This window comes from Vibrio sp. RW (assembly GCF_027587105.1).
GTDB classification, from domain to species: domain Bacteria; phylum Pseudomonadota; class Gammaproteobacteria; order Enterobacterales; family Vibrionaceae; genus Vibrio; species Vibrio toranzoniae.
On the sequence record NZ_JAPPTM010000002.1, the window covers coordinates 233718 to 257917 of the forward strand.

25 protein-coding genes are annotated in these 24200 nt (G+C 43.1%); 14 read left to right on the forward strand and 11 right to left on the reverse strand.

Annotation, left to right across the window (positions count from 1 at the left end):
- Positions 1–64: 64 nt before the first annotated feature.
- From zipA to cueR, 5 genes are all read left to right on the forward strand, one after another.
- Positions 65–1099: a cell division protein ZipA gene (gene zipA / locus OCT63_RS02595; RefSeq protein WP_161675260.1), complete on the forward strand. Its 1035-nt coding sequence runs from the start codon at positions 65–67 to the stop codon at positions 1097–1099.
- 92 nt (positions 1100–1191) lie between these two features.
- Positions 1192–3204, forward strand: coding sequence for an NAD-dependent DNA ligase LigA (gene ligA, locus OCT63_RS02600; protein ID WP_269983131.1), 2013 nt, complete (start codon positions 1192–1194; stop codon positions 3202–3204).
- Between the two features lie 525 nt (positions 3205–3729).
- Positions 3730–4830, forward strand: coding sequence for a porin (locus tag OCT63_RS02605; protein WP_269983132.1), 1101 nt, complete (start codon positions 3730–3732; stop codon positions 4828–4830).
- A gap of 97 nt (positions 4831–4927) precedes the next feature.
- Positions 4928–5731, forward strand: a complete 804-nt coding sequence (locus OCT63_RS02610) for a DUF2057 domain-containing protein (protein ID WP_269983133.1) — start codon at positions 4928–4930, stop codon at positions 5729–5731.
- Positions 5732–5824: 93 nt separating this feature from the next.
- Positions 5825–6217, forward strand: a complete 393-nt coding sequence (gene cueR / locus OCT63_RS02615; RefSeq protein WP_269983134.1) for a Cu(I)-responsive transcriptional regulator — start codon at positions 5825–5827, stop codon at positions 6215–6217.
- Positions 6218–6286: 69 nt separating this feature from the next.
- Here cueR and OCT63_RS02620 read toward each other — a convergent pair whose 3' ends face one another.
- The 6 genes from OCT63_RS02620 to OCT63_RS02645 all read right to left on the reverse strand — a co-directional run bounded on the left by OCT63_RS02620 (position 6287) and on the right by OCT63_RS02645 (position 11412).
- A complete protein-coding gene (locus OCT63_RS02620) occupies positions 6287–6466 on the reverse strand; it encodes a hypothetical protein (RefSeq protein WP_017056370.1) in 180 nt (59 codons plus the stop codon).
- Positions 6467–6785: 319 nt separating this feature from the next.
- Entirely contained in the window at positions 6786–7235 is a 450-nt protein-coding gene (locus OCT63_RS02625; RefSeq protein ID WP_136981151.1) for an NfeD family protein, read from the reverse strand.
- Positions 7236–7238: 3 nt separating this feature from the next.
- A complete protein-coding gene (locus OCT63_RS02630) occupies positions 7239–8168 on the reverse strand; it encodes an SPFH domain-containing protein (protein ID WP_269983135.1) in 930 nt (309 codons plus the stop codon).
- A 205-nt stretch (positions 8169–8373) separates the two neighbouring features.
- On the reverse strand, positions 8374–9228 hold the full coding sequence (locus tag OCT63_RS02635; protein ID WP_161752335.1) for a co-chaperone YbbN: 855 nt from the start codon (positions 9226–9228) through the stop codon (positions 8374–8376).
- Positions 9229–9626: 398 nt separating this feature from the next.
- Entirely contained in the window at positions 9627–10454 is an 828-nt protein-coding gene (locus tag OCT63_RS02640) for an SDR family oxidoreductase (RefSeq protein WP_161750699.1), read from the reverse strand.
- A gap of 43 nt (positions 10455–10497) precedes the next feature.
- Entirely contained in the window at positions 10498–11412 is a 915-nt protein-coding gene (locus OCT63_RS02645) for a TIGR01777 family oxidoreductase (protein ID WP_269983136.1), read from the reverse strand.
- Between the two features lie 301 nt (positions 11413–11713).
- Between OCT63_RS02645 and OCT63_RS02650 the strand changes: the two genes are divergently transcribed.
- The 5 genes from OCT63_RS02650 to yfcE are packed head-to-tail and all read left to right on the forward strand — an operon-like array spanning position 11714 to position 14576.
- Entirely contained in the window at positions 11714–12448 is a 735-nt protein-coding gene (locus OCT63_RS02650) for a DUF1538 domain-containing protein (RefSeq protein ID WP_060468277.1), read from the forward strand.
- The gene (locus OCT63_RS02655; protein WP_161679018.1) at positions 12445–13239 is read left to right on the forward strand and encodes a DUF1538 domain-containing protein; all 795 of its coding nucleotides are present in this window, start codon (positions 12445–12447) and stop codon (positions 13237–13239) included. The genes OCT63_RS02650 and OCT63_RS02655 overlap by 4 nt, the downstream gene beginning before the upstream one ends.
- On the forward strand, positions 13229–13579 hold the full coding sequence (locus tag OCT63_RS02660; RefSeq protein WP_269983137.1) for a P-II family nitrogen regulator: 351 nt from the start codon (positions 13229–13231) through the stop codon (positions 13577–13579). Before OCT63_RS02655 ends, OCT63_RS02660 begins: the two co-directional genes overlap by 11 nt.
- Positions 13576–13983 (forward strand): CBS domain-containing protein, encoded by a 408-nt coding sequence (locus OCT63_RS02665; RefSeq protein ID WP_060468275.1) that lies wholly within the window; start codon positions 13576–13578, stop codon positions 13981–13983. Before OCT63_RS02660 ends, OCT63_RS02665 begins: the two co-directional genes overlap by 4 nt.
- A gap of 47 nt (positions 13984–14030) precedes the next feature.
- Positions 14031–14576: a phosphodiesterase gene (yfcE, locus tag OCT63_RS02670; RefSeq protein WP_269983138.1), complete on the forward strand. Its 546-nt coding sequence runs from the start codon at positions 14031–14033 to the stop codon at positions 14574–14576.
- Positions 14577–14601: 25 nt separating this feature from the next.
- On the opposite strand, the gene OCT63_RS02675 is transcribed toward yfcE, so the two are convergent.
- From OCT63_RS02675 to OCT63_RS02690, 4 genes are all read right to left on the reverse strand, one after another.
- Positions 14602–14913 carry a SelT/SelW/SelH family protein gene (locus OCT63_RS02675; RefSeq protein WP_269983139.1) on the reverse strand — a complete coding sequence of 104 codons (312 nt, stop codon included), beginning with the start codon at positions 14911–14913 and terminating at the stop codon, positions 14602–14604.
- Between the two features lie 18 nt (positions 14914–14931).
- Entirely contained in the window at positions 14932–15687 is a 756-nt protein-coding gene (locus tag OCT63_RS02680; protein WP_269983140.1) for a sulfite exporter TauE/SafE family protein, read from the reverse strand.
- Between the two features lie 114 nt (positions 15688–15801).
- Complete coding sequence (locus tag OCT63_RS02685) at positions 15802–16317, reverse strand: regulatory protein ToxS (protein WP_060468271.1); 516 nt, start codon at positions 16315–16317, stop codon at positions 15802–15804.
- 1 nt (position 16318) lies between these two features.
- On the reverse strand, positions 16319–17230 hold the full coding sequence (locus tag OCT63_RS02690) for a transcriptional regulator (protein WP_269983141.1): 912 nt from the start codon (positions 17228–17230) through the stop codon (positions 16319–16321).
- 270 nt (positions 17231–17500) lie between these two features.
- On the opposite strand from OCT63_RS02690, the gene htpG reads away from it, so the two are divergent.
- The 3 genes from htpG to hemH all read left to right on the forward strand — a co-directional run bounded on the left by htpG (position 17501) and on the right by hemH (position 21669).
- Entirely contained in the window at positions 17501–19405 is a 1905-nt protein-coding gene (gene htpG / locus OCT63_RS02695) for a molecular chaperone HtpG (RefSeq protein ID WP_269983142.1), read from the forward strand.
- Positions 19406–19793: 388 nt separating this feature from the next.
- A complete protein-coding gene (gene adk / locus OCT63_RS02700) occupies positions 19794–20438 on the forward strand; it encodes an adenylate kinase (protein ID WP_046224691.1) in 645 nt (214 codons plus the stop codon).
- A 268-nt stretch (positions 20439–20706) separates the two neighbouring features.
- Positions 20707–21669 carry a ferrochelatase gene (hemH, locus tag OCT63_RS02705; protein ID WP_060468268.1) on the forward strand — a complete coding sequence of 321 codons (963 nt, stop codon included), beginning with the start codon at positions 20707–20709 and terminating at the stop codon, positions 21667–21669.
- A gap of 106 nt (positions 21670–21775) precedes the next feature.
- Here hemH and OCT63_RS02710 read toward each other — a convergent pair whose 3' ends face one another.
- Complete coding sequence (locus OCT63_RS02710) at positions 21776–23173, reverse strand: peptide MFS transporter (RefSeq protein ID WP_269983143.1); 1398 nt, start codon at positions 23171–23173, stop codon at positions 21776–21778.
- A 499-nt stretch (positions 23174–23672) separates the two neighbouring features.
- Here OCT63_RS02710 and rfaH point away from each other — a divergent pair, with 499 nt between their 5' ends.
- Complete coding sequence (rfaH, locus tag OCT63_RS02715; protein ID WP_060468266.1) at positions 23673–24179, forward strand: transcription/translation regulatory transformer protein RfaH; 507 nt, start codon at positions 23673–23675, stop codon at positions 24177–24179.
- Positions 24180–24200: the final 21 nt, after the last annotated feature.

Here is a 24200-nt window from a genome sequence, read left to right on the forward strand (position 1 = left end):
CAAATTAACCTAACTTAGTGACAGCGTTTTAATAGCTAGTGACTACGAAAGCTGAGAGCGAAAAATGCAGGAATTGCGATTTGTACTCATTATTGTTGGCGCATTAGCTATCGCCGCATTATTGTTCCACGGTCTGTGGACGAGTAAGAAAGAAGGGAAAGCAAAGTTTGGAGATAAACCGCTTGGTAAGCTTGAAAACGATCGCTTAGGTGAGCCTGAAAATATCCCAAACCGCTCATTCGCCCCAGAAGATGATTTCGAGATAATCAGAAAAGAGCGTAAAGAACCGGATTTTGCTGCTTCACCATCCGAGACTGATCCTTTGATTGACTCAGATCCGCTAACAGCACCACCAACGAAAGAAGTTTACGAAGATGATATTGAATTGAATGATCTTCCTTCTTTCAGTGTTGAAGAGCCAATCAAGGTTGAAAGCGAATCTAAAGAGATTGAAGAACAGAAGGTTGTTGAGCCTGAAGTTCCAAGTTTTGAGCTGACCGATGAGCAAAAAGAAAGTCACGCTGGTTTTCAAGAACAATATGGCTCGCTTGATGAAAAAGTAGATGAAATGATTGAAGAACCATTGGTGTCCAGTGAGCCGGTCGTTGCTGAAGAAATTATTGTTCCACAAGGTGCCTCATCAATTGAGTCAGAAGTAAAGCAAGATGAAGACCTTGGTCTTGAAGTGATCGTTCTTAATGTACATTGCGCTGGAGAGGTTCCATTCGTGGGCACTGAACTCTTCCGTAGCATGGAGAACAATGGTCTCACTTATGGTGAAATGTCTATCTATCACTGCTTTGCACAACCTAGTGATGATCCAAAAGTTATTTTCAGCGTAGCAAATATGATGCAACCGGGTACCTTAGAACACGATGATCCTGCTGACTTTACCACGAAAGGCATTTCATTCTTTATGACGCTGCCATGCTACGGTCAAGCAGATCAAAACTTCAATGTGATGTTGAGTGCAGCGCAAAAAATTGCTGACGATATGGGTGGAAATGTCCTAGATGAGTCTCGCAACTTAATGACACCAAGCCGTTTGTCTGACTACCGTAAACAAATCAGAGACTTTATGATGGCATCGAATGCCTAGCCGTATTCTTTAGCCTTGTAAATAATCTATATTTATAGAAAAGGGCTCCTAAGGGAGCCCTTTTTGATATTTCAATCACGATAGAGAATGATATGAAAGAATCGATTCAAGTTACCTTAGAGCAGTTAAGAGAAACTCTGCATTATCATGCCGTTCGTTATTACGTAGAAGATACTCCAGAGATTCCTGATGTCGAGTACGATCGATTAATGCAACAGTTGCTAAAAATCGAACAAGAAAACCCTAAACTCGTGACGGCAGATTCGCCAAGTCAACGTGTCGGCGGTCAGCCTTTAGATGGCTTCACTCAAGTGACCCATGAAATCCCAATGCTTTCTCTGGACAATGCATTCTCTGATGAAGACTTAGATGCGTTCAATAAGCGCATGTCTGATAGAGCGCCAACCGCTAACCTCAAAACTTTCTGTTGTGAGCCTAAGCTTGATGGCCTTGCTGTGAGCCTGCTCTATGTGAATGGCACCTTAGTTCAAGCTGCGACTCGTGGTGATGGCGCTGTTGGTGAAAACATCACAGAAAACGTGCGTACGATCAGTTCGATTCCACTTAAGTTGCAAGGCAAAGGTTGGCCAGAGCGTATTGAAGTTCGTGGTGAAGTATTTATGCCAAAAGCGGGCTTCAATAAACTGAACGAACTGGCGTTGAAAAAAGGTGAGAAAGTCTTTGTTAACCCACGTAATGCCGCTGCTGGTAGCCTACGTCAACTTGATTCACGTATTACCGCTAAACGACCTCTGGCTTTTTATGCCTACAGTGTTGGTGTTGTAGAAGGCGCAGAGCTTTCCAAGAGCCACTATCAACGCTTCTTGCAGCTGAAAGGCTGGGGTTTGCCAATGTGTCCTGAAACTAAACAGTTGAGCTCGTTAGAGGATGTAAAGGCGTACTACCAAGATATTATGGCACGTCGTGATGCTCTGTCTTATGAGATCGATGGCGTGGTTATCAAAGTCGACGATATTGCGGCGCAAGAAGTGCTTGGCTTTGTTGCTAGGGCACCTCGTTGGGCTATTGCTTACAAGTTTCCGGCTCAAGAAGAAATCACTCTGTTAAATGACGTTGAGTTTCAGGTTGGCCGTACAGGGGCTATTACGCCTGTCGCTAAACTAGAGCCTATCTTTGTTGGCGGTGTAACGGTAAGTAATGCCACGCTGCACAACGCTGATGAGATAGCTCGTTTAGGTGTGAAGGTAGGCGACAGCGTTATTATCCGCCGAGCTGGTGATGTGATTCCGCAAATTGTGGCCGTTGTACAAGATCGCCGCCCAGCTACGGCGACAGACATTGTTTTCCCTGATACTTGTCCTGTATGTAACTCTGCAGTTGAGCGCGTAGAAGGTGAGGCGGTAGCGCGTTGTACTGGTGGTTTGGTGTGTCAAGCACAGCGAAAAGAAGCGCTTAAGCACTTTGTTTCGAGAAAGGCGCTAGACGTTGATGGGCTGGGCGTGAAAGTAATAGAACAGCTTGTAGACCGCGAAATGGTCGAAACTCCAGCAGACTTATTTAAGCTCAGTGCGGGCGTGATTACGGTCCTTGACCGAATGGGGCCGAAGTCGGCACAAAACGTGGTGAGCGCGCTTAATAAGGCCAAAGACACGACATTAGCGCGCTTTCTTTATTCACTCGGTATTCGTGAAGTAGGTGAAGCAACGGCAATGAACCTAGCGCAGCACTTCAAGACGCTAGAGCAGGTTCAAGCGGCAACTCACGAGCAGTTAGTAGAAGTGTCAGATATTGGTAACATCGTCGCTAGCCATATTACTGGTTTCTTTTCACAAGAGAAAAACAGAGCAGTAATCGACCAGCTAGTAGAGCTTGGTGTGAACTGGCCACAGCTTGAAGAGGCTGCTGATGACCAAGAACTACCATTAGAAGGTAAGGTTGTTGTGCTAACAGGCTCACTCTCTCAACTGGGTCGAAGTGAAGCTAAAGCTGCGTTACAAGCGCTAGGTGCGAAAGTAACGGGCAGCGTATCTAAGAAAACCGATATCTTATTCGCAGGTGAAGCGGCTGGTTCTAAACTAACTAAAGCACAAGATTTAGGTATCGAAATAAGAACAGAAGAAGATCTAATTGCCCTTATTTCGTAAGTAAATTCAGATAAAAAAAGCTCAAAGGCACTCCTTTCAAGGGAGTGCCTTTTTTGTGTTTGTTATAAATTGATAGTCTTTTTAATTGTTGAGAATTTTGTTCCTATACGAACTATTAAATTAGGACAGTGATGGCGTTCAATATTAATGAAATACCATTTTGGTTGTAAGATAAATGCGAGTCACTTCAATTTTATGGAAATTAAATTGAAGTCAAAGTGTTGATTTAAATGAACTAAATTGGTTTGTTGTATAGGTTTTACAATTTATCGACTGAGATCACTAAGCACCCAGTAAATTTGCACTAACTCATATTTTTTTAGATGAAAATTAAGTTCTCATTGATCTTTTTGAGGGCGAAGTTAGTCTTAATGCCATGGATGCACACGATGTGTATAACCAGAAAGGAAATAGAGAATTCAGATTTTAGAGTTCTCAAACAAGAAAAGGTATTTCTCTCTACGGCGGCCAACTTTAGGCGGGGAATATTCAAACAGCTATATCCATTTTTAGGAGTTTTATTCCATGGAAAACAAAATTTTCAAACGTACTCTACTAGGTGTTTCAGTTGCACTTTTATCAACAGGCGTAATGGCGAAAGAAGTTGGTGTTAACTCTGACTTCAACGTTGATGTTTACGGTGTTGCGGCTATCTCTTTAGTTAACTACAACACAACTGATAATAATGACTCTAGCTCTGGTTACGCAGTAGAGAATGAATCTCGTATCGGCTTCCGTGCTCATAAAGATATGTTTGATGACGTATTAATTACAATGCAGATCGAATCTGGTTACGTAGATAGTACAGACTGGGGACATGGTGGCGTTTCAGGCGGTGTGCTTGGTTTCCGTGATACTTTTGTTGGTGCTTCTGGGTCTTGGGGTAATCTACGTGTGGGTCGTGTTCTTACGCCACTATACGAAATTGTCGACTGGCCATTCTCTAACCCTGGTCTAGGCTCTGTATTCGATTGGGGCGGCATCAATGGTCACTACGATCGTCAATCTAACCAAGTACGTTACGACTCAGCTAAATTTGGTGGTTTCTCTTTTGCAGCTTCTGTTGGTCGTGATGATAACGATAACGGTGGTGGTGCAGCGACTCGTGATGCGAACTTCTTTGGCGCAAGCGCTAAATACAGCTTCGAAAAAGTAACATTCATGGGGGCTGTTGAATCCGGTACTCGTGTCGTTGACGCTACTGGTGGTGATTGGTCATTTGATGAGAATGGTAATCCTGAGCAAGCTCCTGAAGTCGCTGGCTACGATGATGATACATTCGCATACATCGTTGGTTTTGAAGCTAGCCTACCTGCAGGGTTCGGCTTTGCGGCTGCATTTAAAGGTGAAGAGCTAGATAACGGCATCCGTAAGCAAACACAAGATTCTTACTCTATCATTGGTCAATACTGGAATGGTCCAATTGGTTTTAAACTGGGTTACGCAGCGAACCTAGAGTCTGAACTTAACGGTAGTAAAGAAGCTAATACAGATAGCAATACTATCTCTGGTCAGCTAATGGCAGTGCACAACGGATTCGTACCTTACCTACGTGTTGCGGGCCGTACTGTTGGTGACGCTGATACAGATATCGTAACTCGCGTTGGTCTTGAGTACGGTTTCTAAGCTAGAATTATCAGCTTAAACAGTTAGATAAAAATCAAAACGCTGGTAAATTTTTTTGCCAGCGTTTTTCCATAGTGAACATAAGGAATTAGTCATAATGAATAAAGTTAGTGTGGTTGTATTATCATTATTTTTGGGAGCTTGTAGTTCACTCGATTCACAAAGTAATTTCGCAGATTCAGTTGCAGATGTGCAGTCAAAAGGTGGCTACATTCAAGTGACTGGCCAATCTTACGTTGCAGAAAACAGAGCAAATGTAGGCGCAGACATTATCAAGTCATCGCTCTACTTTACGTACAATAAAGAAGTAACACAGAATTCAGCTCCAGAATCGTCAATTACTATGGATGTAAGTTACTTCCAAAGTTACAAAGAGTACCAAACCGTTAGCTTTTTTGGTAAGACGATAGAGTTAGAAGATAGACAAGTTCCAAGAGAGAGCTGCAGCGAACACTGTACAAAAACTCAATATATTAAGTTTCCTCTAAGCGAAGCTGATATCCAGCAAGCAAGAGAAAAGAATTTAGAGTTTACGCTTGATGGACAAAACTCAATAATGAGTACAACTTTCATTGTGCCGAAAGCGTATATCGACACAATCTACAATGGCGCCAATAATCATACTGCGATTGCTATCGCTCCAGTAGCTGCGCCTATTGCAGCTGTGGTTGCTGAAGAGCCAAAGGCGTCACAAGCTCAAGAGATGGTTAACTACTGGTATGGTCAAGCGACAAAAGAAGAGCAATCGGCAGTGACGAGTTGGGCATTCCAAAATCGCAAGAACGCAACACCTGCACTACTAGAAGGCTCCAAAGAAATCGAAATGGTTTCATACTGGTTCAACAAGCTAGACAGTGAAGAAAAATCTCAAACTATGATTTGGCTTTTAGAGCAAGAGTAAGCCTCTAACGTTACGCTCTAGCTATGTTTTTCAACCGCAGTATTGTATAACAACAGTACTGCGGTGATACATTTTAGGCTTACAGGTAAGATTGTGAATATTGGTGAAGTAGCGAAACTTGTTGGTACAACAGCGAAATCCATTCGTTTTTACGAAAGCAAAGGAATGATGAGTCCTCCACTTCGTTCAGAAAACGGCTACAGGCAATACGGCGAGATTCACATCGAACAGTTAGAGTTTGTATTAAGAGCTAAAATGGTTGGGTTTACCCTTGATGAGTGTAAATCACTGGTTGAGTTGGCAATGAATCCCAACAGGCAAAGCTACGAGGTCAAGCAGAAAGCAACGCAGAAGTTAGATGAAATAGAATTAAAGCTTGCTGAATTAAATAAGATGAAAACTCAACTCCAAGCTTGGGTACAAGACTGCCCCGGCGATGCTTCAACGGAATGCCCTATTTTAAACAATCTATCTGGCCGCAGTTAGTTAGGTTATTTCCGTTACCAATAATCGTCAGGCTGTAAATTATATTACTAGCCTGACTTTAATCTCTTATCACAGCACTTTTCCGCCGTAATGTTTACAGATCAGCAATGGAACATGCGTGACCGCGTTACCATCCAAACACTTAACGATAGGCCCCATGTTTCCGTTACCTGGAGACTGACTGCTCGCTAAAGCGCTTCCAAATGATAAACTGAAAACAGCCGTTAGAATTATTAAAAGATGTCTCATATGAACTCCATTAGGTTTATCTCTGATTGAGATAAGTCAAAGTATGGACAAGGAAATAAAAATTTCAAAAACTAGACGGACTTAACATTTTTAATAATTATAATTAAGCGGTAATAAGGATAACTATTCATATATATAATGGAAAAGAAATCTGACTTTCTTATAGCTTTTTAGCTCAATCAAACTTTTTAGCTTTACGAAATAAGAACTTATTTTCTTTTCAATTCAATCTATCGTAATGATAATTCGAATATTATTAAGACACGAAAATCAAAAAAGCCTGCATCTGTTGAAAATGCAGGCTTTATATAGCACTTGATTATAAAGGTTCTATTATTAGAACTATTCCGTCTAAAGCGACAATCTTAATTTCGGTGCCAGATGGAATATCTTGACTGGCTTTTGCAGACCAAGAAGAGTCACCGACCCTAATTCTACAGCTACCTTTGTTAACTGCTTCGGTAAGAAAAACGGTTTGACCTACCAGTTGTTTTTCTCTTTGGTTTAACTCTCGCCCCGCATCCGAGTGCTTGTCATTAGACAGTTGTCTTCTCCACCACAACCAAGTGGTGATCAACGAGAAGCTAGCAAAGGATAACCATTGCATCTGCCAGCCGATAGGTAGAGCACCCAAAAGGACACCGACCAGCATGGCAGATATGCCTATCCATAAAAAGTAACCAGCGGTTCCAATTAACTCAAGTGCTAGCAACGCTAGACCAAACGCCAACCAATGCCAATGGTTTACTTGTTCTAGTAATTCGACCATAAGTTAGTCCTTACTGCCTTTGTCACTCTTATATGCAAACATTTCAGCGATACCAGCTACTGAACCCATTAGGCCTGTTGCTTCGAGTGGTAGCATTATGATCTTGCCGTTTTCAGCTTGGCCAATCGACTTTAGTGCCTCAGTGTAGCCCTGCGCAATAAAGTAGTTTACGGCTTGCATATCACCTTGAGCAATCGCAGTCGAAACCATCTCTGTTGCTTTCGCTTCTGCCTCTGCGGCACGCTCACGAGCTTCGGCTTGCAATATCGCTGCTTGTTTTTCACCTTCTGCTTTCAGGATCTCTGATTGCTTGTGACCTTCCGCTTTCAAGATTTCGGCTTGTCTAACACCTTCGGCCTCTAGTATATCAGCACGCTTATTTCGCTCTGCCTTCATCTGGGCATTCATCGCAGCGGTAAGGTCGGCGGGTGGTTGTACGTCTTTAATTTCAATACGCGTAACCTTTACACCCCAAGGGTTGGTTGCTTGATCGACGATATTCAGTAACTTGGTATTAATCATGTCACGCTGGCTGAGCATTTCATCCAGCTCCATAGACCCAAGTACTGTACGGATATTGGTGAGGGTTAGATTGCGAATCGCATGCTCAAGATCGTTCACTTCGTAGGCCGCTTTAGGGGCATCGATAACCTGAACAAAACAAACCGCATCAATAACGACGTTCGCGTTGTCTTTAGAGATAACTTCTTGTGCTGGGATGTCGAGAACGCGCTCCATCATGCTGATGCGCTGTCCTACTTTATCTATAAATGGAATGATTAAGTTAAGACCTGGCTTGAGCGTTAAGGTATATCGCCCGAAGCGTTCAACTGTCCAGTTATTGCCTTGTGGGACGGTTTTCACACCAGCGAAAATAAATAATAATGCGACGGCAGTAAAGATGCCAATAGTAATTAATGTATCAATAGCCATGCAAAAATCCTTTGTAAGTGTAAGTTTTTGATAGTCCATTATTGATACTGGCTCATATTTAAAATCTGAGCAAATTTATAAATGAGAAACGGGCTATAAAACATTGATTTTATAGCCCGTTTTGCTTTTTTACTACAAGCTAAAGGGTGACTTTGTCACTTATAGTTCATTGCAATAGCATGCTTTATCGATATGTTACTGATTGTTAGTAGAGCAATGAGTACAGTTGGCGACGGTACTTACTCGCAACGGGATTACCTTGTCCAAGTGCACTTAAAATATCCATGAACTCTTTTTTCATGTCGCCATCAAGCGTGTTGAGATCTTTGGCTAAAAAAGACCACAGTAGGTTCATTGATTCTTCGCTACGGTTTACTTGATGGTATTGCAGTGCCAGTTCAGATGCCGTTTTAGCGTCGCTTGGATTTTGCTGAAGAGCGGCTTCTAATGCTTGTATCTCCGGGCTGTCTGCTGCCTGTTTGTGAAGTTCCAGTTTCGCAACTAAACCTTTGTAGTAGTTGTCTTGGTACTCAAGGGGGATTGTTGCTAGTTGGGTTTCAGCAAGGTCAAACTGTTGCGTTTCTAATAAACATTCAGCGATCGCCAGTTTTACTTCACCCTTACTTGTTAACTCTGTTGGTAATTGCTGTATCGCGGCGAGTGCCTGTGCGTGTGCACCGGTTTGCATTTGTTCTAGAGCTTGGCGTAAAGCGAGTTCATCTTGACTAGGTAGGTGTTTACTAAGCATTTCTACAATTGCTTCTACGCTTTGGGGACCACCGAGTCCATCAACAGGTTGGCCATTAACAAAAAGTGCAACGGTCGGCAGTGCTTGAACACCGAACTGGCTAGCAATGGCTTGTTCTTGCTCACAATTCAACAAGGCTAAGGTGAAAGCGCCATTGTATTGCTGAGTTAATGTTTGTAGTTCAGGAATGATTTGGGCGCTCTCTTGGCTCATTGGTGCCCAAAAATGGATGAGTACAGGGGTCTGCATCGAACCTTCTAATACTTGACGAAAGTTCTGCTCATTAAGTTCAACAACATGCGGAGATTGCATTTACGTTCCTTGAGGTTTGTTTTGTGGATACGTTGCAAATATGGGGGGATTAGTCGGTAACTTCAAGATCTAACTCGGTTATCTCAGATAAAAAGCGCCAAAAATAGAAAAACGCCATGCTTCGATGTTGATAGAGTTGTTATCTCAACACGGAAGACACAGCGTTCTCATTGAGGTAGTCAGTGAGGTATTACTTAAGATATTCAAAACAGAATAAACAACGTAATAGCCAAACTCACACCTACCCAATTAAGGCGGTTTAAAGTCATGAAATATCCAGGAGTAGTGTCATCAATAGGGAATAATTGATGATATAGGCTAAATCATGACATCTTATTGTTACGAATAAATTACATCGTTACATTAAAGTTTGCGACTGTGCATTCAAAGTTAGTAATTTATGCTGCTTTTCTCAAAATAGGGTCTAGCAAGCGGCTTGGTAGAAGCCTTTTTAACACAGCGAACACTTTGGTTGGTGTCGTCACTCGGTACCTTAACTTAGGTTTATCGGCAGTCAGCGCGTGAAAAACAGGCTCAATGCAGCTTTCAGCAGGCAGAACAAACGCGTTGTTCGACGACTCTTTTTCAAGTCGCTCTTTTTGCTGCTGGTAAGCTTCTTGGTGGACACTGCCTTCGATGCGTATCCACTTATTGAAGGCCTTTAGGGCGTTGGTTCTAAACTGGGTTTCGATAGGACCGGGTTGAAGTAATGAAATGTGTATACCGCTGCCATGCAGTTCCAAACGCAAAGTGTCAGTCCAACCTTCGATCGCGAATTTTGAAGCGTTGTAAGCACCGCGATATTTCATAGCGGCGAAGCCTAGCACTGAACTGTTTTGTACAATTCGTCCTTCGCCACGTTCACGCATGTGCGGGAGGATCTGACAAACGAGATGGTGCCAGCCGAAGACGTTGGTTTCGAATTGCTCTCTGAGCCCTTGAGTCGGTAGGTCTTCTAGTGCGCCTGCTTGACCGTAAGCGCCGTTGTTGAACAATCCAAACAATCCATTAGGTGCGAGCTCAATCGCAAGCTTGGCGCCATGTTCAATACTTTCTTGGTTGGAAAGATCGAGTTGAATGCAGATGAGACCTTCGTCTTGAAGGCGTTGAACATCTTGTGGGTCACGACAAGATGCAATGACATGAAAACCGCGCTTTTGCAGTGCATGAGCACATGTATAGCCAATACCCGTTGAGCAACCAGTGATAAGAATCGACTTGTTCACGCTTAATCCTTTATTAGAGTCTCGATGACCCTAGGGTAAAGAATTAGTCTTGATGTTGTAACAAGTTTTTTAGTGCAGGCTCGATTCTTGAGTAACTAAAGATGAATCCCATTTCGGTGAGTTTCTTTGGTTTAGATCGAATGCTGTCGAATAGCAAGCATGACGATTCACCCATCAGCAGCGACATTGCCCATTTCGGTGTGAACAAGAAATGCGGCCGGCCCAATTGTTTGGCTAACGTGCTGCTGAACAGCTTGTTAGTCACAGGGTGCGGAGCGCACATATTAAACTCGCCTTGTGCGTGCGGAATCGACAACAAGTGGTTGATGGCCCTCACCATATCTAGCATGTGAATCCATGGCATATACTGTTTGCCTGAACCTAATGGCCCACCGACACCGAGTTTGTAGGGCATCAGCATCTTCTTTAGCGCGCCGCCATTTTCGCCTAACACAATCCCCGTTCTGAGCAGTATTACACGCGTGTTATCTGATTGAGCTCGCTTAGCTATCTCTTCCCAGTGAGCACAAACTTTATGAGGAAAGCTTTCATCCTTTACTTGCAACGATTCATCAAACGGATGTTGCTGTTGATCGCCATAGTAACCCACGGCCGATCCACTAATAAAAGCCTCGGGTGGGTTGTTGCTAGCATCAATCAACTTGACTAGTTTTTCGGTGATCTGCCAGCGACTGTTACAGATTCTCGCTTTTTGATCTTCGCTCCAACGTTTGTCTGCAATCGGTTCGCCTGCAAGGTTAACCACCACATCGAAGTCATTGAGATCGCTCAGTTCATCAAGGGACTGAATGTAATGAAGGTTGTTCTGGTTCAGGTGATTTAGGTTTTTCTTTGCTTTTTCAGGGCTCCGCGTCAGCAATGTCACACCATCAGTGTTCCAACTCTTGACTAATTCAGACCCAATAAACCCCGTACCACCCGTTAACAATATCTTCATACCAATCTCCCTATTAAACATAATTATAGACATGACTTGTTTTTTATCGCCAATCAATACGAAAAAATCACTATAGCGAGCAATTGGTTTCAATCGTGTGATACCTAAATTACGCCTTTTTCAATTTACTAAAGAGTGAAGTTAAATTCATCAGGTCAAGATGTGTATCGTTATCACACTTATGGATTTTACTTGGATATGTTACCAACTGCGTAATATTTATCACATAAGGAATGATAAGGATTTGCCATGATTATTAGTAACCTATAATCAGAATCAATTTCAGCAATAAGGAGTTACGATGACGGCAGTGCTTGCTTTGTTTCGAGCCATGTTAGGTAGCCTGCGAGATCTATTGCCGATTGTCGCGGTGATCGCCTTCTTCCAGCTTGCCGTTTTACAAGAGCCGCTTCCTCATCTTTTATCGATTCTAACCGGATTAGTGCTCGTCGTTTTTGGGCTCACTTTCTTTATCTTTGGCCTTGAAATGGGGTTGTTTCCAATTGGCGAATCGATGGCTCAAGCATTTGCTAGAAAGGGGAGTGTGTTCTGGTTATTGATCTTCGCTTTTTGTTTGGGTTTCGGTACCACCATAGCCGAGCCTGCGTTAACTGCGGTGGCGGCTGAGGCTGCGGAAGTGGCAGCCGAGGGAGGTGTTATCCCCAATACGTTAGATGAAATGGAAGAATATGCAGACGGCCTGCGTTTCACCGTAGCACTGTCGGTGGGTATTGCCATCTTACTTGGGGTGCTGCGCATCTTAAAAGGGTGGCCAATTCAGTACATGATCATCGGTGGTTATATTGGCGTGGTGGTGCTCACCGCTTTCGCCCCTGAAAATATCATTGGGATAGCGTATGACTCTGGTGGAGTGACTACATCCACCATCACCGTTCCGTTGGTGACAGCTTTAGGGGTCGGCTTAGCATCAGCAATCAAGGGCCGTAATCCAATGATCGATGGCTTCGGGTTGATCGCCTTTGCGTCACTGTTGCCGATGATGTTTGTCATGGTCTATGGGATGGTGGTGACATGATCACTGCTCAGCAACTTATTGATACTTTTTTAGGCACCGTGATGGATGTGATTCCAATTACGGTGATCATATTTGGTTTTCAACTTGCTGTGCTGCGTAAGCCCGTGAACAATTTAGCCAAAGTGCTGATTGGTTTCTTTTACGTCATCCTCGGATTGTCCCTCTTCTTGATGGGATTGGAACTCGCACTGTTTCCCTTAGGGGAAACCATGGCAATGCAATTGACCGAGCCAAGCTTTCTGACTGATTTTAAGGTCAGCTCTGGCCTGGCATTGGTTTGGTTCGATTACTACTGGGTTTACTTTTTTGCATTCTGCATTGGTTTTAGTACCACGATCGCCGAGCCTTCGTTAATTGCGGTGGCGATTAAGGCGAATCAAGTCTCAGGTGGCAGTATCAGCGTTAATGGGCTGAGAATTGCCGTGGCATTAGGGGTCGCTATCGGCATCTCACTCGGCAGTTATCGGATTGTTGCGGGCGATCCTATCCATTACTACATCATTTTTGGTTATGTCGTCGTAGTTATCCAAACCTTTTACGCCCCTAAACTTATTATTCCATTGGCCTATGATTCTGGCGGGGTGACGACATCTACCGTGACCGTGCCTTTAGTGACGGCTCTTGGGTTAGGGCTCGCTTCAACTGTTCCTGGACGAAACCCAGTGATTGATGGCTTTGGCTTAATCGCCTTTGCCAGCTTATTCCCAATTATTTCAGTGATGGGTTATGCCCAAATAACACAATGGTTAAACCGTTTACACACCTCTAAGGAGAGCAAAGATGCGCTTTAAACTTATCTTAGCGTTTGTAGAAGAGAGCAAGACAGACAGTGTGCTCGATGCCGCGCGTGATGCGGGCGCCACTGGAGCAACGGTGATTAACAATGCTAGAGGGCAAGGCCTGAACCAAAAACGCACCTTCTTCGGATTAACGTTAGAGGTGCAAAAAGATGTGTTGTTGTTTGTCGTCGAGGAGCATTTGGCGAGACATATTTTAGAAACCATCGGTGAAGTTGGGGAGTTCGACCAAGAGTCAGGGCAAGGCATTGCTGTTCAGATCGATGTCGAGGATGCGGTCGGCGTTGAGCACCAAGTCGAGACATTAACCAAGGTTGTGGAGGATGAGCTATGAATACGGGTGAGACAATTCGAGTCAGCGATGTAATGGCTAACACGTATGTGATTATTGACGGGCTAACGACGGTGTTCGAAGCGATTGAGATGGCAAAAAAGCACAAAGTTAAAGCCATCATCGTCGATAAGCGCCATGAGGATGATGAATACGGCATCGTATTGATGAATGACATCGCTAAGAAAGTGTTAGCCAAGAACCGATCGCCTAAGCGCACTAACGTTTATGAAATCATGACTAAACCAGCTTTGAGCGTGTCTGCTGATATGAATGTGAAGTATTGTGCTCGCTTGTTTGAGCGTTTTGGTATCAGTCGTGCCCCTGTGGTCAGTGACCATAAAATAGTCGGTATGGTTAGTTACAATAATATCGTGATCAACGGTATGGCGAGAGATGACGTGTAGCCGTTAGATACGTACAATAGGCTCATAAATTTTATGGAGAAGTACGTGTGAAATTATTTTTTGCTTCAGACCTACACGGTTCGCTGCCAGCAACAGAAAAAGTATTAGAGCTATACCAAGCATCTGGTGCGCAATATTTGGTTCTATTGGGTGATATTCTGAATCATGGCCCAAGAAACCCGATTCCAGAGGGATACAACCCGCCGGCGGTTGCAGAGAAGTTGAATGCGTTTTCTCAAGAGATCATTGCCGTTCGTGGTAACTGCGACAGTGAAGTGGATCAGATGCTGTTGTCTTTCCCAATGATGATGGATTACTCATGGGTACTGCTTGAGTCAGGTCAGCGTATCTTCTTAACTCATGGTCACTTGTACAACACAACGAAGCGACCAGCACTGAAAGCGGGCGATATTATTGCTCACGGTCATACTCATATCCCAGTTGCTGGATACCAAGATGGTATCTTTATCTTTAATCCTAGTTCGGTGACATTCCCACGAGAAGGGCACGCAGCAAGCTATGGCCTATATGAAGACAACACCTTCAAAGTGATCAGCCTTGAAGGTGACCTCATGGTGAGCGGTCAGCTTTAAATAACAAAATCGGTCGCGAGTAGACTTACTTTGAATCTACGTGGCCGAGGTCTCTATCTGGAGCAATGATGTTTCGTACTCTTTGCTTCAGGACTTTAGCCTCAGGAAAACCGCCGTCCGCTTTTCTTTCCCAAATCTGTATTCCATTACAAAAGATCTCGAATCGTCCGCCCGTATCAGGGTGTAGACTGACTTGTTCTATCTCCTCACTGAAAGTGTGCAGCAATTCTTGGCACAACCAGCTTGAGCGAAGCATCCAATTGCATTGACGGCAATAGTGTATTGCTATCGTCGCTTTCAATACTGTTGTCGCGGTTGGATTCGATTCCGTATTCATAGTTAATCCTTTTGAATTCTATATCAGTAGCTTGATACCGACGGCAAACGTCAATATTTCAAAAGCGGTTTTGACGAGCTGATTGCTTGAACGGTTGGCAAGAAATGCACCTAGGCTTCCACCTATAAATGAGCTAAGTAGAAGTATGGGTAGCCACAACCAGTATATGGGTGCGCCAGCTTGTACGATTGCGATACCGCCGATGCCATTCCAGAACAGGCCAACACATATCATGGTGAGCGCCACGGCCTGTTTATAAGTGAAACCAAACCAGCGAACAAGAAACAAGGTCACCAACAGTCCTGAACCTGCGGTCAGTGAGCCGTTAATAACGCCGATCAGTGCCAGACCAAAGCCACCTATGATCCACCCTTTGGTGTCTCGGTTTCTCAGGTGTTCCTCTTGTCCCAACTGCTTCTTTAGCCGGGAGTAAACGCCAAGTGCTAAGATCATCGCCCCAAGCAGTTTCTGTGCAATGTCGTCGGGAATCAGGATCACGATATTAGCCCCAATGACCACACCTATACTACCCACAGCTATCAGGTAACAACAAACTCTCCAGCTTAGCGTTCCGCCTTTAATATGGGTATAGGCAGCCCCCAAACCTAACGCGACACTCGCGACCTTGTGAGTCGCTAAGGCGACCGAAAAGGGTAGGCCAAGAAAGATAAGCAACGGGAATTGAAGTAGCCCGGCACCGCCACCTGATAAGGAGGCGAGGGTATTGGCGATTAATGAACCAAAGAAGAGGGCAAGTGAGTTAATCCAATCCATAGAGTCTCGTATTTGTTAAAACAGCGAACAAAAAAGGGGCATCATGCCCCTTTTTCTATTGGTCTACCGTTAATGGTATTCAGCTATGCATATACAGCAAATAGCTACCTATTATTAGTTTGAAAACAATACGGTAGAACCGTGATTTAAGCTAGTCAGTAGCAGCGCTTTCTGATTAACGATATCAATTCGACGGCTTTGTTCAGCATCCATCTTGATCACCTGAGTTATGAGGTCTAATTGATCTTTAGAGAAATCCTGACGTTGAGCCGACGTGACATCTTTAAACTCAGTCGGAGAGATGAGTAAGTAATTATCGTTGATGTCCCACTGGCCAGTTTCGGATATGTTGATCACATTCGCTGGCGCAGTTTGTGTGCTGTAAAGCCTGACTATTGACATTCTTAAGTAGGTACCGTTTGGTAAATATTTCGCATTCGATGACAGTTCTACTTTACGAAGTGGGCCGATAGAGTCGGCTTGCGTGTTGTCGCTAATCAGAGTCACCATTTTTGCTTGCCACTCGTGTTGAGTTAACAGGTGTTCTATTTTTGCATCATTACCCCAATACAACCAACCACTTAAAAACGCGGAAATAACCAGTAGAATAATGGATACTTTTAATTTCATGTTACTGATCACCTTTACAAATGTCGTTTAAATCCGACTGGTTGGCGTAAATTTTAAGGGTTATATTCTCGCTCGAATATTTTTGTGGATGGATATAGTTAAGAGCAAGATTATTGGTTTGCCCACCTGTTGCAATCACCTCCGTTGGCTTCAATATGCCTGCGTGATTTTTGTTGTAGTACAAGACACACTTTTTAATTGCGGGTAGCCAACTGGTTAGATCTGGGTGGTTGATTGGTGACTGCACTTTCACGCCATCCACTTCAGCCAATGTTTTGAACTCGGATTCTGCCGGGTTAGTTAATGTTAAAACCACAATAGGCATAATGAAAGCAACAAGTAGCAACCAAAACGTTAACCACTTATTTGTGCTTTTAGCCGGAGTTACATTAGGAGCCCGTGTTGGCTCAGCTTCTACATCGGTTTCTTGAACCTTTGTTACTGGTTCTGGTTCAGCCGTTTCAGCAATGACTTCTTCCGACATTGTCGTGTTAGCGAACGTTAAGATAGGTTCTACGTCATTTTCGGCAATTTCAGCGGCTATTGGCTGATCATTTGATGACAGTGGTGCTGAACGTTCAACGGTCGCAATAAATTGATATCCGCGCTTTGGGACCGTCTTTACAAACTCTGGAGATTTGGTCGAATCTTTGAGCATCTTTCTTAGCGTCGATACTGCTTGAGTTAAGCTTGAGTCATCAACCTCAAAGCCTTGGTCTCGCCAAACATATTCATGCAATTCATTGCGAGTGATAACTTCATTGGGCCTTTCCGACAGCATTAGGAGAATGCGGCTTTCATTACTACCAAGACGTACGACTTCGCCATCGCTTAGTTGATCAACAAGTGAATTGCTGTTTGGATCAAATACAAACCGCTGTGCGAGAATAAGCTTTGTGCCGATATTGCTCATTGAATTCTTCTATTTTGGGTGATTTTGGGTGAGAAATAGACAAACATTAGGTGAAGTTCAGTCAATTCTTCACCAAATCATGGCTTCTTTTATGTTCTTTTATATTTATAACACTCAAGGATAATAAAAACAGATCAAAAAAACAGTGTTTTTATGGTTTTTGACCTTGAATTTACATTTGTCATCCTCATGTTAATGAACACAAGAGTGACATAAAGTGTTACGTCCTTAAAATTATTCAACATAAAGTATAGATGTTTTGGAGTAAAAATGAGCGAAACGGCAACGCAAAATAAAGAGACTCGTGGCTTTCAATCTGAAGTGAAACAACTACTTCATCTAATGATTCACTCACTGTATTCAAATAAAGAAATCTTCCTACGTGAGCTTATCTCTAACGCATCTGACGCGGCTGATAAGCTTCGTTTTCAAGCCTTATCAAACGGTGACCTTTACCAAGGTGATGCAGATTTAGGTGTAAAACTTTCATTCAATGCTGAAGCAAACACCCTAACGATTTCAGATAATGGTATCGGCATGAGCCGCGACAACGTTATTGAACATTTAGGTACGATCGCTAAATCAGGCACTGCGGACTTTTTCTCAAAATTGTCTGAAGACCAAAGTAAAGATTCTCAACTGATTGGTCAATTTGGTGTTGGTTTTTATTCTGCATTCATCGTGGCAGACGCAGTAACCGTTCGCACTCGTGCTGCAGGTTTAGCGAGCAATGAAGCCGTTCAATGGCACTCTGCGGGAGAAGGCGATTACACCATTGAAGACATCACCAAAGAGTCTCGTGGTACTGATATTATTCTTCATATGCGTGAAGACGGGAAAGAGTTCCTAAATGAATGGCGTCTGCGTGAAGTGATTGGTAAATATTCTGATCATATCGGTATCCCAGTTTCTATCTTAACTGCGGTTAAAGATGACGAAGGTAAAGACACCGAAGAGAAACACTGGGAGCAGATCAACAAGGCGCAAGCGCTTTGGACTCGTAACAAATCTGATATCGACAAAGAAGAGTACCAAGAGTTTTACAAGCACGTATCTCATGACTTTGCTGACCCACTAACGTGGAGCCATAACAAAGTTGAAGGTAAGAACGACTACACAAGTCTGCTTTACATCCCAGCTAAAGCACCTTGGGACATGATGAACCGTGACCATAAGAGCGGCCTTAAGCTTTATGTACAGCGCGTATTCATCATGGATGATGCAGAGCAGTTCATGCCATCTTACATGCGTTTCGTTCGCGGCTTGATTGACTCAAATGATCTACCTCTCAACGTGTCTCGTGAAATCCTGCAAGATAACAAGGTAACTCAATCTCTACGTGGTGCATGTACTAAACGTGTTCTAACGATGCTTGAGCGCATGGCGAAGAATGACAACGACAAGTACCTAGAGTTTTGGAAAGAGTTTGGCCTAGTAATGAAAGAAGGCCCAGCTGAGGACATGGCGAACAAAGAGAAGATCGCTGGTCTACTTCGTTTCTCGTCAACGGAAGTGGATTCTGCTGAACAAACTATCAGCCTAGCGTCTTACGTTGAGCGTATGAAAGAAGGCCAAGACAAAATCTATTACCTAACAGCAGATAGCTATGCTGCCGCTAAGAACAGCCCACACTTGGAGCAGTTCAAAGCAAAAGGTATTGAAGTTGTTCTAATGTACGATCGCATTGATGAGTACGTAATGAACTACCTAACGGACTTTGACGGTAAGCAGTTCCAATCGATCACGAAAGCGGGCTTAGATCTAAGCAAGTTTGAAGGCGAAGAAGAGAAAGAGAAGCAAAAAGAGACCGAAGAAGAGTTCAAATCTGTTGTCGAACGCACTCAAGCTTACCTAGGTAATCGTGTTAAAGAGGTTCGTACTACTTTCAAGCTAGCAGCAACGCCAGCAGTGGTTGTGACTGATGATTTCGAAATGGGTACGCAAATGGCTAAGCTTCTCGAAGCTGCGGGCCAAGCTGCACCTGAAGTTAAGTACATCTTTGAGATTAACCCTGAGCACGCTCTAGTTAAACAGATGGCAGACGAAGCGGACGAGCATGCGTTCGGCCGTTGGGTTGAGTTGTTACTTGGCCAGGCTATGCTGGCTGAAAAAGGCTCAATGGAAGATCCGTCACAATTCTTGGGTGCAATCAACGAGCTACTAACAAAACGTTAGTCTTTCGACTTTGGGCTAAGCCAATAATTGTATTAAAAAGCTCGCAAATGCGGGCTTTTTTTATGAACGTCGTTGAAAACTCATTAAACGTGGTCAACGTCACCGTTATCGTGGCAATAAATGCTACCAATGCATTCTTTAGTCGTAAATTCAGCCAAATTGAATATTAATGTGATAGAATGCTCGACCTAATCAGCTGAGAGTGAGAAAGTATCGTCTCCAGCTGTATGATTTTTAAACGTTATACCGAAACTTACCGTTTTGCTTCTGTTTACAGTTTTGCTTAACCTCTACTGTTATCTAACGCTTTCTGTTTATCTTACAAATGAACTAGGAAGGTAGGATAGTGAGCTTCGGTATAAATCATAATTTTATAAGAGGATTAAACATGCGCATCATTCTTCTAGGTGCTCCTGGCGCGGGTAAAGGTACTCAAGCTAACTTCATCATGAACAAATTTGGTATCCCTCAAATTTCAACTGGTGACATGCTACGTGCTGCTATCAAAGCGGGTACTGAGCTTGGTAAGCAAGCAAAATCAGTAATCGACGCTGGTCAGCTAGTTTCTGATGAAATTATCCTTGGTCTTATCAAAGAGCGTATCGCTCAAGATGACTGCGAAAAAGGTTTTCTACTAGACGGCTTTCCACGCACAATTCCACAAGCTGATGGCCTAAAAGAAATGGGTATTGCTGTTGATTACGTTGTTGAATTTGACGTAGCTGACGATGTAATTGTTGAGCGTATGGCTGGTCGTCGTGCTCACCTTTCTTCAGGTCGTACATATCACACTGTGTACAACCCGCCTAAAGAAGAGGGCAAAGATGACGTAACTGGCGAAGAGCTAGTGGTACGTGATGACGACAAAGAAGAAACAGTTCGTGCACGTCTAGGTGTATACCACGATCAAACAGCGCCGCTTATTTCTTACTACGGTAAAGAAGCGGAAGTCGGCAACACTAAGTACCTTAAATTCGACGGTACTAAGCAAGTTGCTGAAGTTAGTGCAGAACTTGAGAAAGCATTAGCATAATTGGCTAACAGCCAGTTTTAGAATTTGATATATTAGAAGCGACCTTATGGGTCGCTTTTTTTGTTCCAAATTTTAGTACGATACCAATCTCGATAAGTTTGATTGCGCTGATTTAAGGTTTTTAGCCCTGATGATGGATAGCAGTTTAGAGTTTGAGATACCTCACGTTCAGAATGATTATTCAAACATTTGGTATGCTCAATGATCTTGAACTTATGTAGATTAGTATATTACTTTCCAGAAAATTACATATGAGTCTCAGGTATCTATGGAAAATAATAAAAAGCAGGGCGTTTTACTGGTGAACTTAGGGACTCCAGATTCGGCGACCCCAGCTGGCGTTCGTCGATTTTTGAGTGAGTTCTTACATGACAAGCGAGTGGTTAACCTAACGCGTTGGCTTTGGTGTCCTATTTTGCACGGGGTGATTTTACCGATTCGCTCGCCTAAAGTGGCTAAGCTGTACCAGTCGGTCTGGATGGATGAAGGCTCACCACTGCTTGTGTACTCCCAAAGACAAGCTAAAAAACTCCAGAAAAAACTAGAGATGCCTGTTGCACTGGGTATGACCTATGGCAACCCAAGCCTAAAGTCGGGTGTTGAGCAGCTGATGGAGCAGGGCGTTGAAGATATCATCGTACTGCCTTTATATCCTCAGTATTCTGGAACAACCACAGCGGCTGTTTCTGATGGTTTAACCAAAGCGTTTAAGCAGATGCCAGTAATTCCAAGCTATCGCTTTATTCGTGATTACTACGCGCATCCTAGTTATGCTAAAGCACTGGCTGAAAGCGTTCGCAGCCATTGGGAGCAAAATGGCAGAGCCGATCACTTGGTTTGTTCGTTCCATGGTATTCCTAAGCGCTTAGCTGATGAAGGTGATATCTATCCTCAACATTGTGAAGCGACGACAAAACTGCTTGCTGAAGAGTTAGGCTTATCTGAGGAAGATATAACCATGACATATCAGTCGCGATTTGGTCGAGAAGAGTGGTTGAAGCCTTATACAGATGAAACGCTTGAGTTACTACCAAGTAAGGGCATTAAGAGTATCGATATTATGGCACCGGCGTTCTCTGTAGACTGCTTGGAAACATTGGAAGAAATTTCTGATCAGTGTAAAGATACCTTCATTGAAGCTGGTGGTGCGGACTTTAGTTATATTATGTGCCTTAACGACAGAGATTCGCACATCGATATGATGGCAGAGCTAGTGGAACTTCACCGTTAATTGATATGTAGGTTTTATACATAACAAAAGGGCTGCCTCATTGATTGAGCAGCCCTTTTTTAATTAGTGTTCTGAAGTCATTTTAGCTATTAGGTGTTATTAGATATTAAGCGACAGATGTTTCTGCTGACTGATCTGCTTTTGATTCTGTGTCAAGCGTCATGTTGGTTTCTACGCCATGCATCCATGACACAAGTTTACCAGCACAAAGCAGCAATAATATGCCACTAGCCGTTGCGGTAATTGCTATACCACTGAAGATTGCCATAGCACCAAACTCGCCTACATGAGAACCAACCAGACCTGCTACGTAGTTTGCCACCGCGTTGAAGCCAAACCAAGCGCCCATCATCAGAGAGGCTAAACGAAGCGGAGCTAGCTTAGTGACCAACGACAGGCCAATAGGCGATAGACAAAGCTCACCGAGTGTATGGAAGAAGAAAGCCCCCACTAGCCATAACATCGATGTTTTCACTGTTAGGTCGCCACCTTGCTCCACTACCGCACCCATCATGCACACAAAGCCAAGTGCTAAGAAGAAAAGAGCCATCGCAAACTTAACAGGTGAGTTTGGTTCACGCTTACCTAATTTCACCCAAAATGCAGCGATGATCGGTGCAAGTGTAATGATGAAGAATGGGTTTAGAGATTGGAACCAAGCCGCTGGAACTTCAAAACCACCAATCATACGGTCAGTATATTGTTGAGTATAAATGTTCATTAGGCCGCCAGCTTGTTCAAAGCCAGCCCAGAAGACGATCACGAACAGACCCATAATCAGAATAACTTTTAGTCTGTCGAACTCTTCTTTGGTGAGTGGTGCTTTCTCTTTTGATTTGTTCAGCTCTTTTGCTCGAGCAGCCGCAGGTACAGAACCGATGTTGCCTAACCAAGATTGAGCCATAGTCATTTGCATGATCAAACTAATAATCATACCAATGCCAGCGGCTAGGAAGCCTGCTTTCCAGCCGAAAGAGTCGACTGCAACACCTGAAATTAATCCACCAAGCAGTGCGCCTAAGTTGATGCCCATATAGAAAATAGTGAAAGCACCATCACGTCTGTTGTCGCCTTCTTGGTACAAGTCACCAACCATGGTCGAGATGTTTGGTTTAAACATACCGTTACCACTGATAAGCAGAGCTAAACCGAGGTAAAGAGCGTTTACTTGGTCTAAGCCAATAAAGCCATTGGGTAGAGCAAGTGTAAATTGGCCTAGCGCCATTAATAAACCGCCAATCAGGATCGATTTACGTTGTCCTAAGTAATTATCTGCAATCCAGCCACCGATTAAGGGTGTAATGTAGACTAAGCCAGTATAAATACCGTAGAGATCAAGTGCGTCTTTCGTTGACCAACTGAGCCCACCGTTAATAGTGGTGTCGGTTAAAAATAAAACCAGAATTGCACGCATTGCGTAATAGGAAAAACGTTCCCATAATTCTGTGCTAAAAAGTAGGAATAGGCCTCTAGGATGGCCAAAGATATTGTGATTGCTTGGCATAAGTTTTACTAACTTCAGGTATTAAAAGATTTTATAGTAACTTATGTATACAGAGTGGAATAAAAAACTGCAATAGATGTTTTTTGTGGTTTTAAAAGTATATTCATGTAAGGTGCTGATATTAATGGTTTTTTATTGAGTTTTGTTCTGAAAGGGTGCGATGAAAACTAATTTTCCAGATTTGAATTGGATGATTAATGCGCCTTCTTTAGTGCCTATCGAATGGTGTTTTACTTATGCATTAGTGCGGTGTATGGGTTGGTCGAAAATGAAAATGCGATCTAATAGGTTTTTATATATCAACACTTTCTATATTCATTATTTGTATGTAAATATTATCGCTGTACAATGGCTAATTGCATTTTTTGAAGGCTATTTTCTTGGTAAATAGCTCTATTCGGAAGATTACTCTGTTGATAACGGTTCATATTATTACGCCTAATTAAACCGTTTTATGCTGTGGTAAGATGTTCCAAAATAAAATAAATGGCTAGTAAAAATGAAACGTTGGTATTTAGTCTACTGTAAGCGTGGTGATCAAAAACGCGCACAGCAGCACTTGGAAAATCAAGGGGTAGAGTGCTTTTATCCCCAAATAGAAGTTGAAAAGTCAGTTCGAGGAAAAGAAAAACGAGTCAAAGAACCGTTATTCCCGTCTTATATCTTTGTTCGCTTTGACTACGAACAAGGCCCTAGTTTTACGACAGTTCGTTCAACCCGTGGTGTTGTTGATTTTATTAAGTTAGGTGCAAGGCCACATGAAGTCCAAGGTGACATAGTGTTTGAACTTAAAAAGTTCGAAAATTGTTGTAGTAACGAAGTTAAAAATTGTTGTGTTGAGTTTGAATCAGGACAAGTAGTGACAATTCAGAGTGGCCAGTTTGCTGGGGTTGAAGCTATTTTCGATCAGAAAGATGGTGAAGCTCGCTCTATTATGTTGGTAAAAATGATCAGCCAAGTGGTTCCGATCAGTATTGAGAACGAAGCACTACAAGCTCACGCATAAATACAGCACTACAAAGAGAAA

Excerpts from the sequence above, each read along its gene's own strand:
- OCT63_RS02620 (WP_017056370.1), bottom strand. The coding sequence starts at position 6,466 with ATGAGACATCTTTTAATAATTCTAACGGCTGTTTTCAGTTTATCATTT.
- OCT63_RS02655 (WP_161679018.1), top strand. The coding sequence starts at position 12,445 with ATGATCACTGCTCAGCAACTTATTGATACTTTTTTAGGCACCGTGATG.
- OCT63_RS02635 (WP_161752335.1), bottom strand. The coding sequence starts at position 9,228 with ATGCAATCTCCGCATGTTGTTGAACTTAATGAGCAGAACTTTCGTCAA.
- OCT63_RS02630 (WP_269983135.1), bottom strand. The coding sequence starts at position 8,168 with ATGGCTATTGATACATTAATTACTATTGGCATCTTTACTGCCGTCGCA.
- zipA (WP_161675260.1), top strand. The coding sequence starts at position 65 with ATGCAGGAATTGCGATTTGTACTCATTATTGTTGGCGCATTAGCTATC.
- OCT63_RS02710 (WP_269983143.1), bottom strand. The coding sequence starts at position 23,173 with ATGCCAAGCAATCACAATATCTTTGGCCATCCTAGAGGCCTATTCCTA.
- OCT63_RS02675 (WP_269983139.1), bottom strand. The coding sequence starts at position 14,913 with ATGAATACGGAATCGAATCCAACCGCGACAACAGTATTGAAAGCGACG.
- OCT63_RS02690 (WP_269983141.1), bottom strand. The coding sequence starts at position 17,230 with ATGAGCAATATCGGCACAAAGCTTATTCTCGCACAGCGGTTTGTATTT.
- OCT63_RS02680 (WP_269983140.1), bottom strand. The coding sequence starts at position 15,687 with ATGGATTGGATTAACTCACTTGCCCTCTTCTTTGGTTCATTAATCGCC.
- OCT63_RS02625 (WP_136981151.1), bottom strand. The coding sequence starts at position 7,235 with ATGGTCGAATTACTAGAACAAGTAAACCATTGGCATTGGTTGGCGTTT.
- htpG (WP_269983142.1), top strand. The coding sequence starts at position 17,501 with ATGAGCGAAACGGCAACGCAAAATAAAGAGACTCGTGGCTTTCAATCT.
- hemH (WP_060468268.1), top strand. The coding sequence starts at position 20,707 with ATGGAAAATAATAAAAAGCAGGGCGTTTTACTGGTGAACTTAGGGACT.
- adk (WP_046224691.1), top strand. The coding sequence starts at position 19,794 with ATGCGCATCATTCTTCTAGGTGCTCCTGGCGCGGGTAAAGGTACTCAA.
- ligA (WP_269983131.1), top strand. The coding sequence starts at position 1,192 with ATGAAAGAATCGATTCAAGTTACCTTAGAGCAGTTAAGAGAAACTCTG.
- OCT63_RS02645 (WP_269983136.1), bottom strand. The coding sequence starts at position 11,412 with ATGAAGATATTGTTAACGGGTGGTACGGGGTTTATTGGGTCTGAATTA.
- rfaH (WP_060468266.1), top strand. The coding sequence starts at position 23,673 with ATGAAACGTTGGTATTTAGTCTACTGTAAGCGTGGTGATCAAAAACGC.
- OCT63_RS02665 (WP_060468275.1), top strand. The coding sequence starts at position 13,576 with ATGAATACGGGTGAGACAATTCGAGTCAGCGATGTAATGGCTAACACG.
- OCT63_RS02650 (WP_060468277.1), top strand. The coding sequence starts at position 11,714 with ATGACGGCAGTGCTTGCTTTGTTTCGAGCCATGTTAGGTAGCCTGCGA.
- OCT63_RS02605 (WP_269983132.1), top strand. The coding sequence starts at position 3,730 with ATGGAAAACAAAATTTTCAAACGTACTCTACTAGGTGTTTCAGTTGCA.
- OCT63_RS02660 (WP_269983137.1), top strand. The coding sequence starts at position 13,229 with ATGCGCTTTAAACTTATCTTAGCGTTTGTAGAAGAGAGCAAGACAGAC.
- OCT63_RS02610 (WP_269983133.1), top strand. The coding sequence starts at position 4,928 with ATGAATAAAGTTAGTGTGGTTGTATTATCATTATTTTTGGGAGCTTGT.
- OCT63_RS02685 (WP_060468271.1), bottom strand. The coding sequence starts at position 16,317 with ATGAAATTAAAAGTATCCATTATTCTACTGGTTATTTCCGCGTTTTTA.